Raw genomic sequence first — 14,737 nt, 5'->3', positions numbered from 1 at the left:
GCGACGGCACGGGACGCTCTCACACCCCTGAGCAACGCTTTTCTACGGGCCGAGTGAGCCGGGAATCATGGCAGTCCTCCCAGAGTCCGACGCGTTCGGTGCGATGTGTCGGGACTACCACGAACACGGCGAGGCGTTCGAAGTGGTCGAGCGCGACGACGGGTTTCTGAACCTCCCCGGCGGCCCGGAAGTGTACTTCACCACGCCCGACGAGTGGGGCGACCTCGACCACACTGCCGTGGAGTGGGCCGAGGGGCACGTCCTCGACGTCGGGTGTGGTCCCGGCCGTCACGCCCTGGCGCTGCAAGAGCGGGGCCACGACGTGACCGGTATCGACCGCTCACCGGGGGCGCTGTCGGTGGCCCGCGACCGGGGCGTCACGGACGCGCGACGGTGTGACGTGGCCGACGCAGCGAGCCTCGACGAGCAGTTCGACTCGGCGGTCATGCTCGGCAACAACTTCGGTTTGGTCCAGCGCGCAGAGCGAGCGCCCGAGATACTCGGTGCGCTGGCCGACGCGACGACGAGCGACGCCGCGCTCGTCGCATCGAGCATGGACCCGACGATGACCGACGAGCAGGTCCATCTGGACTACCACGAGCGCAACCGCGAGAACGGTCGGCTCCCGGGTCGGGTCCGCATCCGCACCCGCTACCGTCGCTATGTCGGCGAGTGGCACGATTACCTCCACGTCGCCCCCGATACGATGCGCGAACTGGTCGACGACACGCCGTGGACCGTCGTCGACGTCGAACAGCAGGGACCGCACTACGTGGCGAAGCTCCGGTCGGCGTGAGTTGACACCATTACAGTTTCTGATATTTGTGACGGAAATAAAACCAAGAATACATTTCATCAAGTACTCTATATATCTTATAGCTTTTTGTGTGGTTCCTCGGGACGACCACACGGATGGCCAGTCGAGATACACGTCTGGAAGCCATCAGGTCGTCGCGGCTGGTTCCAGACCTCGTCAGAAGACAGTTCGTCCGAAAGTTCGCCGCCGCCCTGCTGGTGGCTATGCTGGTCGCTGGTGGTATCGGCGCGTTCCTGTACGCCGACGCCACACAGACCCTCGACCAGCGCGTCGAGTCCCGCGTCGTATCGACGGCCGAGTTACAGGCCGACGGCCTCGATAGCTGGGTGAACGGGTTCCGCCGACAGACACGTACCCTCTCGTCCGTACGTGAGTTCCAGAACGGACAACCCGAGGTCATCAAGGACTACCTCCTCCTTGAGGCCACGGACCTGACCGACGCCTTCGTCGCTGTCCACTACGTACAGGCCTCCGACGGGACAATCGAGGCCAGCACCGCCCACGGCCTCAGCGGGAAGACGCTCGGCGAGTTGGGCGTCCCGTGGGGCGAGAACATGGCCCCCATCGACAGTCGGACGGACCAATCGGGCACCGTCCTCGTCCCGGAACAGCCCTACGAGTCGTCGGTGACCAACGACACCGTCCTCGCGTTTGTCAGTTCCGCGCCACAGAACACCGAACACGTCGTCGTCGTCGAGGCGAATCTGGCGGCGCGTGCGGACAGGTTCTATCAGGGGACGTCCGGCGGCGAGACGGCCGTCGTCGACGCCGAGGGGCGGACCGTGCTGGGGACGGCACTCACGACAGATAGCGCCGCCGTCACCGGCACGGGTGCGAACGCGAGCGGGTTCGTCCGGGACGGGGACACCGTCGCCGGGTACGCGGCGCTCTCGACGCTGGACTGGACCGTCGTGACGCAGGTGCCGGCCGCCAGCGCGTACGGCCTGCGCAACCAGATCGGGTCGAGCCTCCTGTTGACGCTGTTCTCCGCGCTCCTCGTCCTGGGCGGCGTCACCCTCGTCGTCAGCAAGCGGTCAGCGAGCGCTCTGAGCGAACTCACCGAGAAAGCCACGGCGATGAAACGTGGTGACCTCGACGTCTCGCTGGACTCCGACCGGCGGGACGAAATCGGCCAGTTGTACGGCGCGTTCGGCGAGATGCGCGACTCCCTGCGCGAGCAGATTTCCGAGGCCGAGGCCGCGAAAGAACGGGCCGAATCCGCCCGGGAAGAGGCCGATAGGACCCGGGAGCGGGCGGTCGAACTAAACGAGCAACTCGAAGCGCACGCCGCGGCCTACGGTGCGGTGATGGACGCCTGTGCCGAGGGCGACCTGAGCCAGCGGATGCCGACCGACGCCGAGAACGACGCGATGCGGGCGATTGCGACCGCCTACAACGACGTCATGGACGAGTGGGAGGCGACGATTCGGGAAGTACGCGCCTTCAGCGACGCGGTGGAGTCTGCGAGCGCGGACGTCTCCGAGAACGTCGCCGCCGTCCGCGACCACAGCGACGACGTGCGCGAGGCCGTCGTCGAGATGGCCGACGGCGCCGAACGGCAGTCCGACGAACTCCAGACCGTCTGGGAGGAACTGGACGACCTCTCGGCCACCGTCGAGGAGATGTCCGCCGCCGCGGACTCGGTCCGGGAACGCGCCGACGACGCACTCGACCGGAGTCGAGACGGTCGGGCCGCCGCCACCGGCGCGGCCGACGCCCTCGAGGAGATAGCAACATCCACCGACCGGGCCGTCGCGGAGGTCGAGGAACTGGAGTCGCTGATGACCGACGTCGAGACCGTCACCGACCTCATCGCCGACATCGCCGACCAGACGACGATGCTCGCGCTCAACGCCAACATCGAGGCGGCGCGGACCGACGTCGACGGCGACGGGTTCGCCGTCGTCGCCGACGAGGTCAAGACGCTTGCCGACCGTACCGTCGACGCGACGGCCGACATCGAGTCGTCCATCCAGCGCATGCGCGGACAGGTCGAGCGGACCGTCGAAGAGATTCACGCGACCCAGTCGAAAGTCGACACCGGAACCGAGACGGTCGAAGACGCGCTGGTCGCGTTCGACGGCATCGTCGACGACGTCGAGGCCGCCACCAGCGGGATGCGTGAGATAGACCGTGCGACCGGCGAACAGGCCGAGTCCGCACAGGAAGTCGTGGCGATGGTCGAGACGGTCGGCGACATCAGCGACCGGACCGCCGAGGAGGCCGCGACCGTCGCCGACGCGACGGGCGAACAGGTCGATGCCGTCGGAGACGTCGAGGCCGACGTGACTCACCTCTCTGAACGGGCGAGCGAACTCCGAGACCTACTCGCGACGTTCGACGTGGACAGCGTCGGCGAGACGGACGTGTTCGACCCGACCGTCGCAGCGACGGTCCCCGAGGACGCCGAGGCGGCGGCGGACGAACCGCATCTCGGTACCGACGACGACTCCCGGAATCTCCCCCTCGCCAGCGACGGGGCCGGGGAGTGAGACGCTGATCGGCCGGTTTACGCTTCGAAGCCGTCCTCGAACCGGAACGTTCCATCCCGCTGGACGACGTCCCCGTCCACCTCGATGTAGGAGTCCTCGCTCATGTCGACGATCATGTCGACGTGGACGGCCGAGTCGTTCTGCTCGTTGCCCTCACCGACCGTCTCGTCGTAGGCGCGACCGACGGCCATGTGGACGGTGTCGCCCATCTTCTCGTCGAACAGCATGTTGTAGGTGAACTGGTCGATGTCGCGGTTCATGCCGATGCCGAGTTCGCCGAGGCGACTCGCGCCCTCGTCGGTCTCTAGCACCTCCGTCAGCAGGTCTTCGTTCTTCTCGGCGCTGTGGTCGACCACCTCACCGCCCTCGAAGCGCAGCGAGACGTCGGTGACCTCGCGGCCCTGATGGTACAGGGGTTTGTCGAACAGCACCTCGCCCTCGACGCTGTCGGGAACGGGTGCGGTGAACACCTCGCCACCCGGGAGGTTCTTCTCGCCGTAGTCGTTGAGCGTCACGTTACCGGCGACGGACATCGTCACGTCGGTGGTGTCGCCGGAGACGATGCGTACCTCGTCGGCCGGGTCGAGGACGTCGACCATCTGGGACTGGTGTTCGCGCACGGCGTCCCAGTCCTTGTTCACGGCGTCCCAGACGAAGTTCTCGTAGCCCTCGGTCGACATCTGGGCCAGTTGGGCGTTGGCCGAGGCGGGGTACTGGGTGAGACACCACGTCTTCGAGAGGCGTTCTTCGAGGAGGGGTTGCTGGGCCTGTTGGTAGGCGGCAGTGGTCTCCGGGTCGACGTCGCTGGCTTCGGTGACGTTTTCGTTCCCGCGGATGGCGATGTAGGCGTCCATCGCCTCGTAGAGGGCTTCGAGGTGGCCCGGCGTCTCGAACTCGTCGCGATTGCGGAGGAACGCGCGCTGGAACCGTTCGCCGAGGCGCTCCTGTACGACAAGCGGGTTCGCGCCGCGGTCGGCGGCCAGTTCGTGGAGCGCGACGACGAGGTCCTCTGCGACGGGATGTGCGTCGATGACGATGTCGTCGCCCTCGCTCAGGTCGATGGAGTGGTCGACGATGACTTCTGCGTGTTCGCGGATGCGCGGGTCCATACAGGAGGGTCCGGCGACGGGCCCAAACCACTTTCGCCGCCGGCTACCTGTAACAGCGAGAGAGTCACGCCCTTCCCGTGAGGGACGAGTGTTCCGACGCGCTGTCGGACCGGGGACTGAACAGGGCGGGCGTGAATCGCGTACGCTCTGGTGAGCAACCGCCGTGTTACTGCTGGTCTTGAGTCTCCAACCGGTCGGACCACTCTATACTTTCACTGTGGATGGCTGACGTTCAAGCCCGAAGCGAACAGATACTGAAGTGGCTGATGAAGCGCACCAACACGTTCGCCGTGCGACCGCTCTCTGATACCGGAGAGCAACTGCTTCGGGACCTGTTGGACGCTTCCGCCGCTCTCTGGAACGAAGTTACATACCAGCGCCTCATGCGGTACAACGACGCAGACGGCTTCGAGGGCGACGTGTGGGACGCTGATACTGGTAGTCTCGAAGGGCAGTACAAAGGCGCTCTAGGCGCGTCCACCGCCCAACAGGTACTACGGAAGAACAGCGAAGCGTGGCGAGCGTTCTTCCGGCTGAAAGACCAGTATCACGACGAGTCGAACACGTCGGTTACGGACCATCCGGAACCGCCAGGCTTCCGTGGTAACGAGGACGATGGACGCCAACTCAAAACCGTCATTCGCAACGATGCCTACACCGTCGCATGGGGTGAGCGGTCCCGGCTTGAGATACTGGTCGGGAGCGAGTTGAAAGACCGATACGACCACACTGGACGTCTCCGCCTGGAAATCGCTGGCGACCCGAATTGGCCCGACTACGAGAAACAGGGCCGGTTGGACCTGTGGTACGACGAGACAGATTGCACGTTCAGAGCTTCGCAACCCGTGACTGTTTCTGATGATACACGGGCCACTCCACTGGCCGACGAAACGGCCGCTCTGGACATTGGTGCAAACAATCTCGTCGCCTGTACCACCACGACCGGCGAGCAATATCTGTACGAGGGCCGCGAGTTGTTCCAGCGATTCCGCGACACGACACGAGAAATCGCCCGGCTACAGTCGAAACTCGAAGAAGGCAGATACAATAGCGAGCGTATCCGGCGGCTGTACCGCAAGCGAACCCGCCGCCGCGACCACGCGCAAGAGGCACTGTGTCGTGACCTGCTGAAACGACTGTACGCCGAGGGTGTGGACATGGTGTATATCGGCGGCTTAACCGACGTGCTGGACACGCACTGGTCGGTCGAAACTAACGCCAAGACGCACAACTTCTGGGCGTTCAAGCAATTCACCGAGCGACTGGTCTGTACCGCCGAGGAATACGGTATCTCAGTGGAGGTTCGGTCGGAAGCGTGGACTAGCCAAGAGTGCCCCCAATGCGGTACGACAGACCGAACGACACGACAACAGGACACGCTCACCTGTCCGTGTGGGTTTGAGGGCCACGCCGACCTCACGGCGTCAGCAACGTTCCTGAAACGGCACACAGAACAGGCAGTCAGGCCGATGGCACGGCCCGTGCGGTTCGAGTGGGACGACCATAACTGGTCGGAGTCACCACGCTCTCACCGTCCTAAAGAACAGCGCACAGACCCGAGTACCGTCCACTACGACGGGAATGTTGCCTCCGGCGAGTCGTAGACAGACTGAGACGGAGGAAACCCCGCCGTTCACGGCGGGGAGGATGTCATTTCTCCTTGCTCTGTTGGAACCCCTCTCTGAACCCCTGGAAGGTCCGGCGGAGCATCAGGTACATGAAAAAGAAGAAACCGAGCACCGCGGCCAGCAGTCCGTAGATGAGCACATCCTGCATACCCGGCCGTTGACAGTCACCAGACAAAGAGGTTTCGCCACCGTTCGATAGCAGCCCGGAAACCGCCGATTTCGAAGAGTCAAATCCGTCTTTGAGCGATATGTGTAACGACCGTCGTACCTTGGCAAAGACTCATAACGCCATAGTACATATCGTATTCCATGTCGTTGCTGCCCTCTCGGGACCCGGCGATTCCCGACGCGGAACCCCGGGTCATCGGGGTCGACAGCGAGGACGCGGACGACGTCCTCTCGGCACTCTCCTCGGAGACTGCCCGCGAGTTGCTGGCGGCACTCAACCGTGAGCCAGCGCCGCCCGCGGAACTCGCCGACCGAGTGGGGACTTCGCTCCAGAACACCCAGTACCATCTCAAGAAACTGAAGAACGCCGGTGCCGTCGAAGTCGTCGATACGGCCTACTCCGAGAAGGGCCGCGAGATGGACGTGTTCGCGCCCGCGAACCAACCGCTGGTCATCTGTGCGGGCGACGAACAGGAGACGTCGGGACTGCGGGCCGCGCTGTCGAACCTGCTGGGTGCCCTCGCAGTCGTCGGACTGGCGAGCGTACTGGTCCAACAGGTGTTCGGGCGCGGACTCGGGACACTGTTCGGCCCGACGGTCCGGAGTGGCAGTGCGGACACGGGCGACCCCGACCCGAGTTACTACATCGAGAACGGCACCATCGCCGACGGCGGCGGCGTAGCCACGCAGACGGCGGACGCGGCGACACAGGGCGGCGCGGAACTGCTCGGTGGCCTCCCGCCCGGACTCGCTTTCTTCGCCGGCGGGGCGTTCGTCCTCGCGATGGTCGGTGCCGCCTGGTACGTCCGCCAGTAAGTGTCAAACCAGTCTTTCACTCTCCAATAGGTCCTTTATTTCCGAGTGTCAACGTACCACACGCGCCGAACTGCTCGGCGCGAGACGGTCCGCAGTTGGCACTCTCATCTGGCATTCCCCGGCGACGACGCGGCCGGTTCCCTCTCACCGCTCTCGGGCCGCCGTCGAGAACACCGCTCCATCTGGCGACCGGAGGCGGACACGGACGCGTCCGTCGTCTGCCACCAGTTCGGCGTGGGCTGGCCGATAGCGGCGCGGGTCGGCGTAACTCCCCGGATTGACGAGTAACCGACCGCCGAGTTCCCCGATCTCGGGCCGGTGTGAGTGACCCACGACGACCACGTCGGCGTCCTCCTGTCGCGCGAGCATCCCCAGTGCCGTCTCCGAGTGTTCGTGACCGTGGACGACGAGTACCGTCAGCCCAGCCCACGAGAGCGTCGCCACGTCCGAGAGCCGGTCCCGGACCCCCATCGTGTCGTTGTTCCCGTAGACGGCGGTGAGCGTCGACGCGTCGGTCTCGACGGCGTCGAGGACGGCTTCCGTGGTGAAATCGCCCGCGTGGACGACGTGGTCGGCCGCTCTGACTGCTTCGAGGGTCCGCCCCTCCAGTCGGTGGCCGTCGGTGCCGTGCGTATCCGAGACGATAGTGAGCATACCACCCGTTGCGGCTCCAGCCCTAAATCCAGAACCACTTTCCCACAGCCTCGTGAGTGGCCGGGCATGGCAGGCAGTAAATCAGTCGTCCTCGCCGCCCTCGTCGCCAACGCCGCCATCGCGGTCCTGAAATTCTTCGGATTCCTCCTGACCGGGAGCGCCGCGATGCTGTCGGAGACGTACCACAGCATCTCCGACACCGGCAATCAGGTGTTCCTCCTCATCGGCATCCGGTTTTCCGAGCGCGAGGCCGACCGACAGCATCCCTTCGGCTACGGCAAGGCACAGTTCTTCTACAGCTTTCTAGTCTCGGTGTTCCTATTCGGCATCGCGGGCTGGGAGAGCCTGAAACACGGCTACAATCAACTCACCGCCGGCGGCCACGGTGGCGAGGCCGCACACGGTACCGTGGAGTTCCTGTTTATCAGTTTCACGCCGCCGACGTGGCTCGACCCCCTCTGGGTCAACTACAGCGTCCTGCTGGGTGCCTTCGCCTTCGAGACGTACGCACTCGTGAAAGCGCGCGCCGAGATGCGACGGCAGATGAAGCGCAACGACTGGTCGAGCTATAAGGAAGCGTTCCGCAAGACCAGCGACGTGACGACGCTGACGGCGCTGACTGAGGACACTATCGCCCTCGCCGGCATCGTCATCGCACTGACTGGCCTGTTCCTCGAACAGCAGACCGGCAACCCGATGTTCGACCAGATATCGGCGGTTCTCATCGGCATCATGCTGATGGGCTTCGCGCTGGCGCTCGCGTGGGAGAACAAACGCCTCATCCTCGGCGAGAGCCTGCCGGCGGACGTGGGCCGAGAACTCCGAGCGGCCGTCGCCGACCACGAACACGTCACCGACATCGTCGACTTTCGGACGGTGTACTTCGGACCGAACGAGGTCGTCGTCTCGGCCGACGTAGTCTTTACGGATAGGCTAGAGACAGAGGAGATAGACGACGCCATCACCGCCATCGAAGACTCGCTGAAGGCGATCAACGGCGACATCCGGAAAGTGTACATCGAACCCGAGACGGCCTGAGTCAGCCGTACAGTCCGATTTCGTCGGCCCACCACGGTACCGGGACGCGGTCGATGCCGGTCATAACCTGCCACCGGAGGACGAACACCGTCCCGTCGGTCCGCCGTTCCCAGTGGTCGACGTACCGGACGATACCCATCCGGTCGACGTAGATGCGGGACCGCATCGCGACAGCCTGGTCGGGGTCGGCCCCGCTGACGGGGACCTCCGTGTCGGTCGACGCGACGACGGCGAGTGCCCGCCCGTCGCGCTGGACCGTCCCGAGACGGTCGTACCCCTCGGCGTCGAGGACGACGCGAAGTCTGGCGGCGCCCGACGCCGAGGGGACGTACGGTATCTGCCCGTCGCTGGCCGTCGCGGTGTAGTCCGTGTCGGGGTCGTCGCGGACGCTGCGATACAGCATCCCGTCGGCGACGACGGCGTCGTCGGTCAGCGGGCCGAACGTCCGCCGGACGCGGGTTATCCCGCGCTCTCGGTCGACCCAGACGTCCCGCGTGTTCTGTGGCCCCTCGCGTTCGACGTGGCGGTTGAAGCTCCGGTCGGCGAGTGCGGCCTCGTGCCGGTCCAGAATCCGGTCGAGGTCGACGCTCCCGTTTTCGCGCGGGAGCGCGACGGTGCCTGTGGTCGTCTCGGGCACCGGCGCGGGCGTCAGTGGACGCTCCGGCGAGGACGTGTCGGCACTCGCGAACAGGCCCGAACAGCCCGCGAGCGCGACGACGGCGACGACGAGCACCGGGCGCCACATGGATAGAGACAGGAGTGCGAGCGGGATAGCTGCTGGGGCGAACCCTTTTGCCCGAGAACGGCCAACGGACCCCCGTGGCGACGACAGACGACGGCTACTTCCGCTTTTTTCCCTACGAGGAGCCGTACGACCACCAGCGCGAGGCGATGGCCACCATCTACGACGCCTTAGACGACGGTCGGGACGTCCTCTTCGAGGGGGCCTGTGGCACCGGCAAGACGCTGGCCTCGCTCGTCCCGGCGCTGGAACACGCCCGCGAGACGAACAAGACGGTGGTCATCACGACGAACGTCCACCAGCAGATGCGCCAGTTCGTCGAGGACGCCCGCGCCATCACCGACCACGAGGACCTTCGCGCGGTCGTCTTCCGTGGCAAGGGGTCGATGTGTCACATCGACGTCGACTACGAGGAGTGTCAGGCCCTGCGCGACACCACCCGCGAACTGGTCGACGTCGAGGGCGACATCGCCGACCTCGAACGGCGCGAGGGGGAACTGCTTCAAGCGGGCCAGTCCGGCGACAGCGAGGCCATGGAGGCCCGTAGCGCCGTCGTCGAGGAGTTGCGGGACCTACAAGAGCAACGCGACGAACTGGAGTCCGAACGGTCGACCTGCGACCACTACTACCGGAACCTGACCGTCGACACCACCGAGTTCTACGCGTGGCTCTACGACGACGTGCGCACGCCCGACGACGTGTACGAGTACGCCGACGACCACGGGCTGTGCGGCTACGAACTACTGAAAGAGGGGATGGACGGCGTCGATTTGGTGGTGTGTAACTACCACCACCTGCTAGACCCCACCATCCGCGAGCAGTTCTTCCGGTGGCTCGGGCGGGAGCCAGAAGACGTCGTCGCCGTCTTCGACGAGGCTCACAACGTCGAGTCGGCGGCCCGCGACCACGCCCGGCGTACCCTCACCGAGAACACGCTCGACCAAGCGCTGGACGAACTGGCGGAGTCCGAAGACGCCCGGGCCGACGGTGCCGCGAACGTGCTCGAAACGTTCCGCGACGCACTGGTCGAGACCTACGAGGACTCCTTTGGCTTTGGCGACCGGGAGGCCGTCGACGAGCACTGGGACGACGTCACCGTCGCCAACCACGACAAGAAAGACGACCTCACCCTCTCGTTCTTCCGGGGGTACACCGGCCCCGGTTTCCACGAGGAGGTCGACCAAGCGCTGGACCTCGGGCGCGAACTCGACGCTACCTACGAGGAGCAGTTCAAGGAGGGCGAACTCGACACCCGCAAGGAGTGTCAGACCCTGCAGGCGGCCGCCTTCCTCTCGGCCTGGCTGGCCGAATCCGACGAAGCCGGCCAGTACCCCGTCGTGAGCGTCCGCCGGGACGAGAGTACCGACGAGGTGTACGGCCGGGCGGAACTGTACACCTGCATCCCCGAACAGGTGACCCGGGACCTGTTCGACGACCTGCACGCGGCCGTGTTGATGAGCGCGACGCTGCGCCCGTTCGACGTCACCGAAGACGTCGTCGGCCTCTCGGACCCGGTGACGATGGCCTACGGCGCGCAGTTCCCCGAGGAGCGCCGACGGACCTACGCCGTCGACGGGCCCGCCCTGTTCTCTAGCGAGCGGGACAACCCCGAGACCCAGCGGACCATCGCCCGGACGCTGGCGGACGTCATCCGGTTCACACCGGGGAACACCCTCGTGTTCTGTCCGTCCTACAGCGAGGCCCGGCGCTACCACGACATGGTCGCCGTCAGCGGCACCCGGTATCTGGACGAACCCGGCACGCAGGCGCGTGACCTCCGAGAGGCGTTCACCGACGACGACGGTGCCGTCCTCTTCACCTCGCTGTGGGGCACCCTCGCGGAGGGCGTGAGCTACGACGGCGACGACGCCCGCACCGTCGTCGTCCTCGGGGTTCCGTACCCCCATCTGGACGACCGGATGGAGGCGGTGCAGGACGCCTACGCGACGGCGTTCGGCGACGAGGATACCGAGGAGGCCGGGTGGCGCTACGCCGTCGAGATTCCGACGGTCCGCAAGACCAGACAGGCGCTCGGTCGGGTGGTCCGCTCGCCCGAGGACTTCGGCGCGCGAGTCTTGCTCGATAAGCGCTACACGGAACACGCCGAGATGGACATGCGCGACTACGCGGTTCGGGGGGCGTTTCCACCCGAGGAACGCCGGGAGATGGTCGACATCGGCCCGGAGAAACTGAAGTTCGCGCTGTTGAACTTCTATCAGGACATGGGCGCCTACGACGGGCCGCCGCCGAAGCCATAGCGAGGTTCCGAACGAAGGGAGGAACCTCGAAGCGACGCGGTGAGCGGAGCGAACCGCGGAGCAATAGCGAGGGGCGCGAACGTCCTCAGAGTGAACGGTCAGAAAATTTAATATATCGATGCCGAGATGGTATCTACGTGATGCGCCCTCCACAGTCCTCCCTCCGCAGTAGCCTTACAACCGCCGTCGCCCTCGCTATCGCGGCCGTCTCCTGGACCGCGGCGACGACCCGCACAGCGGTGTCGTTGGCGTGGACGACACTCCGCAGGGCAACAGCACGACTGCAGTCGAGCGCACGAACCGGGCTCCGCGAGAGTCATCGCGTCCTCGCCGGACCACTCCGGCGGGCGATCACTGGCCCGATTCGAGACGCACTACTCGGTCGTCGGTTGGTCCTCTCACTGCTGATAGGCCTGCTCACGGTCCCGCTGGCTCTCGGGTCGGTGTGGTGGGTCGACGCGAACGTCGGCTACGATGCGCTCGTCGAACTGGTGTCGGGGACGTGGGACGGGACGAGCCCCGAACTCGGCGTCTTCCTCGCCGCCGCCGTGCTCGTCGGTCTCGGTGCCCTCAGCGCGGGGCTGAACTCCGGGCTCCTCCCGACGAGCGGACTGGTCATCGCGCCTATCTTCGGCGCGGCGCTCACGCGCTACGGCACCAGCGTCCTGACGTACGGCGGCGGAACGACCGTCGTCTCGCTGCCCGAGGCCGTTGCGTATGCCGCGTACGTCGGCGTCGCGTTCGGCGTCCCCATCGCGCTCTGTGGCTTCCTCCTCGGCGTCGGCCTCCGCCGCGTCGGGGTCGTTCTCACCGACACCGCTGGCCCGTCCCGGCCGACAGAGCAAGCCTAGAGCGCGGTAGCCGGTTCGGCGTTCGCGAGTGGCGGCACAGTCCCACCGTAGCGGCGACGGTGGACCGGACCACTGGGTGAGTGGTCGCCGGGACCGAAAAGGTGGGATAGAAAACCCCCCGCGTAGAACAACCGGGCAATGCTAGTCGCGTTCGACTTCGACGGGACGCTCTCCGATTCGGAGATGACGGTCCTGCTCGGGAACCAGAACGGTACCGCCGAGGACATGGCGTCGATCACCGAGCGAGCGATGAACGACGAAATCGAGTACGCCGAGAGCCTGCGTCAGCGCTGTGCGCTGCTCGAAGACCTGCCCGACGAACAGGCACAGACCGCCTTCGAGCAGGTCGAACTGCGGCCCGGCGCCGCAGACGTCATCGGCGCGCTTCGGGAGGCGGGCCACTACGTCGCCATCCTCACCGGCGGGTTCGAGCGCGGCGTCGAGGCCGCACTCGAAAAGGAGGGCGTCGAGGTCGACGCCATCGTCGCCAACCGCCTCCCCGTCGCCGACGGGAAGCTCACCGGAACCGTCGAGGGGCCGCTCATCGAGGGGACGAAAGACGACGCGCTGGAGGTCGCGACGGCCATCGTCGGCGAGGACCGCGACCAGACCGTCGCCGTCGGCGACGGCGCTAACGACCTGCCCATGCTGGAAGTCGCCGGCCTCGCCGTCGGGTTCGAGCCGAAACCCGCCGTCGCCCCGTCGTGTGACGTGACCGTCTCGACGATGGACGAACTGTACGACCTCTTCGAACAGAAAGAGATTCTGTAGTCGGGCTACTCGGTCGCCTGCGCGATGGCCTGATCGAGGTCGGCCTCGATGTCCTCGACGGATTCGGTCCCGACCGAGAGCCGCACCATGTCGTCGGTGACGCCAGCCGCGGCCTTCTCCTCGTCGGTGAGTTGCTGGTGAGTCGTCGACGCCGGGTGGATAATCAGCGTCTTCGCGTCGCCGACGTTCGCCAGCAGGCTGGCGATTTCGGTCGATTCGACCGTGCTCCGGGCGGCCTCGTAGCCGGCGTCGAGGCCGAAGGTTATCATACCGCCGTAGCCGCCGTCGAGGTACTTCGTCGCCGTCTCGTGCGTCTCGTGGTCCTCCAGTCCGGGGTAGGTGACCCACGACACCTCGGGGTGGTCGTCTAAGAACTCCGCGACGGCCATCGCGTTCTCGCAGTGGCGGTCCATCCGGGTCGGCAGGGTCTCTAAGCCCTGCATGGTCTGCCACGCGTCGAAGGGGGACTGCTGGCAGCCCAAATCGCGCAGCCCGCGGGCGATAGCGGCGTAGGTGAACGCGGCGTCGCCGAACCGCTCGCGGAAGTTGACGCCGTGGTACGCGGGGTTGTCGCCGGCGATTTCGGGGTATTTCTCCTCGTACTCGTCCCACGGGAACGAGCCCCCGTCGACGAGGACGCCGCCGACGGTGGTGCCGTGGCCGTGAATCCACTTCGTCGTGGAGTTCCAGACGAGGTCCGCACCGTGTTCGAGCGGGTTGCACAGGTACGGCGTCGCGAAGGTGTTGTCCACGAAGAAGGGGACACCGTTGTCGTGGGCGATCTCGGCGAGTCGCTCGAAGTCCGGGGTGACCAGCGCGGGGTTGCCGATGGTCTCACAGTGGACGTAGGCCGTGTTCTCGTCGATGGCCTCCTCGTAGGCGTCGTAGTCCAGCGTGTCGACGAACCGGGTCTCGACGCCGTTCCGGGGCGCAGTGTGGGTGTAGTAGGTGTAGGTGCCGCCGTACAGGGACGAGGCGGTGACGACGTTGTCGCCCACGTCGGCCAGCAGGAAGGTGGCGAGGTTCAGCGACGCCATCCCCGAGGCGGTGGCGACGGCCCCAACCCCGCCCTCGAGCGCCGCCAGCCGTTCCTGTAACATCCCGACGGTGGGGTTCATCAGTCGGGAGTAGATGTGTCCCGGTTTCTCCAGCGCGAACTGGGCGGCGGCGTCCTCGGCGTCCTCGAAGACGTAGGAGGTGGTCTGGTAGATGGGCGGTGCGCGAGCCCGGGCCTCGGCGTCCGGTTGTTCCTGTCCGACGTGGAGCGCCTCCGTCTCGAATCCGCGGTCGTCGTCACTCATACATCGGAGTAGTCACGGGCGACCCCCTTAATTCCCGTCTACAGCGGCGAGACACCCCCCAAATCCGAGATAGCGGTGATTTTCCCACCGTA

Annotated in this window: 13 protein-coding genes; 8 read left to right on the top strand and 5 right to left on the bottom strand. The window is 65.8% G+C overall.

What is annotated here, in order from left to right:
* Positions 1–67 precede the first annotated feature (67 nt).
* Together G9465_RS02750 and G9465_RS02745 are read left to right on the top strand one after the other, a co-directional pair.
* Positions 68–796, top strand: coding sequence for a class I SAM-dependent methyltransferase (locus G9465_RS02750; RefSeq protein ID WP_166967327.1), 729 nt, complete (start codon positions 68–70; stop codon positions 794–796).
* Between the two features lie 116 nt (positions 797–912).
* Positions 913–3,309: a methyl-accepting chemotaxis protein gene (locus tag G9465_RS02745; RefSeq protein ID WP_166967325.1), complete on the top strand. Its 2,397-nt coding sequence runs from the start codon at positions 913–915 to the stop codon at positions 3,307–3,309.
* 17 nt (positions 3,310–3,326) lie between these two features.
* Here G9465_RS02745 and G9465_RS02740 read toward each other — a convergent pair whose 3' ends face one another.
* Entirely contained in the window at positions 3,327–4,418 is a 1,092-nt protein-coding gene (locus G9465_RS02740) for an aminopeptidase (RefSeq protein WP_166967323.1), read from the bottom strand.
* Positions 4,419–4,684: 266 nt separating this feature from the next.
* Between G9465_RS02740 and G9465_RS02735 the strand changes: the two genes are divergently transcribed.
* Positions 4,685–6,022, top strand: a complete 1,338-nt coding sequence (locus G9465_RS02735) for an RNA-guided endonuclease TnpB family protein (RefSeq protein WP_166967321.1) — start codon at positions 4,685–4,687, stop codon at positions 6,020–6,022.
* Positions 6,023–6,068: 46 nt separating this feature from the next.
* On the opposite strand, the gene G9465_RS26005 is transcribed toward G9465_RS02735, so the two are convergent.
* The gene (locus G9465_RS26005; RefSeq protein WP_255491957.1) at positions 6,069–6,194 is read right to left on the bottom strand and encodes a hypothetical protein; all 126 of its coding nucleotides are present in this window, start codon (positions 6,192–6,194) and stop codon (positions 6,069–6,071) included.
* Positions 6,195–6,355: 161 nt separating this feature from the next.
* Here G9465_RS26005 and G9465_RS02730 point away from each other — a divergent pair, with 161 nt between their 5' ends.
* A complete protein-coding gene (locus G9465_RS02730) occupies positions 6,356–7,030 on the top strand; it encodes a helix-turn-helix domain-containing protein (protein ID WP_166967319.1) in 675 nt (224 codons plus the stop codon).
* A 144-nt stretch (positions 7,031–7,174) separates the two neighbouring features.
* On the opposite strand, the gene G9465_RS02725 is transcribed toward G9465_RS02730, so the two are convergent.
* A complete protein-coding gene (locus G9465_RS02725; protein WP_166967317.1) occupies positions 7,175–7,684 on the bottom strand; it encodes a metallophosphoesterase in 510 nt (169 codons plus the stop codon).
* Positions 7,685–7,750: 66 nt separating this feature from the next.
* Here G9465_RS02725 and G9465_RS02720 point away from each other — a divergent pair, with 66 nt between their 5' ends.
* The gene (locus G9465_RS02720) at positions 7,751–8,722 is read left to right on the top strand and encodes a cation diffusion facilitator family transporter (protein WP_166967315.1); all 972 of its coding nucleotides are present in this window, start codon (positions 7,751–7,753) and stop codon (positions 8,720–8,722) included.
* A gap of 1 nt (position 8,723) precedes the next feature.
* Here G9465_RS02720 and G9465_RS02715 read toward each other — a convergent pair whose 3' ends face one another.
* Complete coding sequence (locus tag G9465_RS02715) at positions 8,724–9,467, bottom strand: hypothetical protein (RefSeq protein WP_166967313.1); 744 nt, start codon at positions 9,465–9,467, stop codon at positions 8,724–8,726.
* Between the two features lie 74 nt (positions 9,468–9,541).
* Here G9465_RS02715 and G9465_RS02710 point away from each other — a divergent pair, with 74 nt between their 5' ends.
* From G9465_RS02710 to serB, 3 genes are all read left to right on the top strand, one after another.
* A complete protein-coding gene (locus tag G9465_RS02710; RefSeq protein ID WP_166967311.1) occupies positions 9,542–11,722 on the top strand; it encodes an ATP-dependent DNA helicase in 2,181 nt (726 codons plus the stop codon).
* A gap of 140 nt (positions 11,723–11,862) precedes the next feature.
* Positions 11,863–12,573 carry a hypothetical protein gene (locus tag G9465_RS02705; protein ID WP_166967310.1) on the top strand — a complete coding sequence of 237 codons (711 nt, stop codon included), beginning with the start codon at positions 11,863–11,865 and terminating at the stop codon, positions 12,571–12,573.
* A 138-nt stretch (positions 12,574–12,711) separates the two neighbouring features.
* Complete coding sequence (gene serB / locus G9465_RS02700) at positions 12,712–13,344, top strand: phosphoserine phosphatase SerB (protein WP_166967308.1); 633 nt, start codon at positions 12,712–12,714, stop codon at positions 13,342–13,344.
* A gap of 5 nt (positions 13,345–13,349) precedes the next feature.
* Here serB and G9465_RS02695 read toward each other — a convergent pair whose 3' ends face one another.
* Positions 13,350–14,645, bottom strand: a complete 1,296-nt coding sequence (locus G9465_RS02695) for an O-acetylhomoserine aminocarboxypropyltransferase/cysteine synthase family protein (protein ID WP_166967306.1) — start codon at positions 14,643–14,645, stop codon at positions 13,350–13,352.
* Between the last annotated feature and the right edge of the window lie 92 nt (positions 14,646–14,737).

The organism is Haloarcula sp. JP-L23, from assembly GCF_011602445.1.
GTDB lineage: Archaea > Halobacteriota > Halobacteria > Halobacteriales > Haloarculaceae > Haloarcula > Haloarcula pellucida.
Note: the sequence above shows the minus strand (reverse complement) of the source record. Positions and strands in the feature narration are given on the sequence as shown.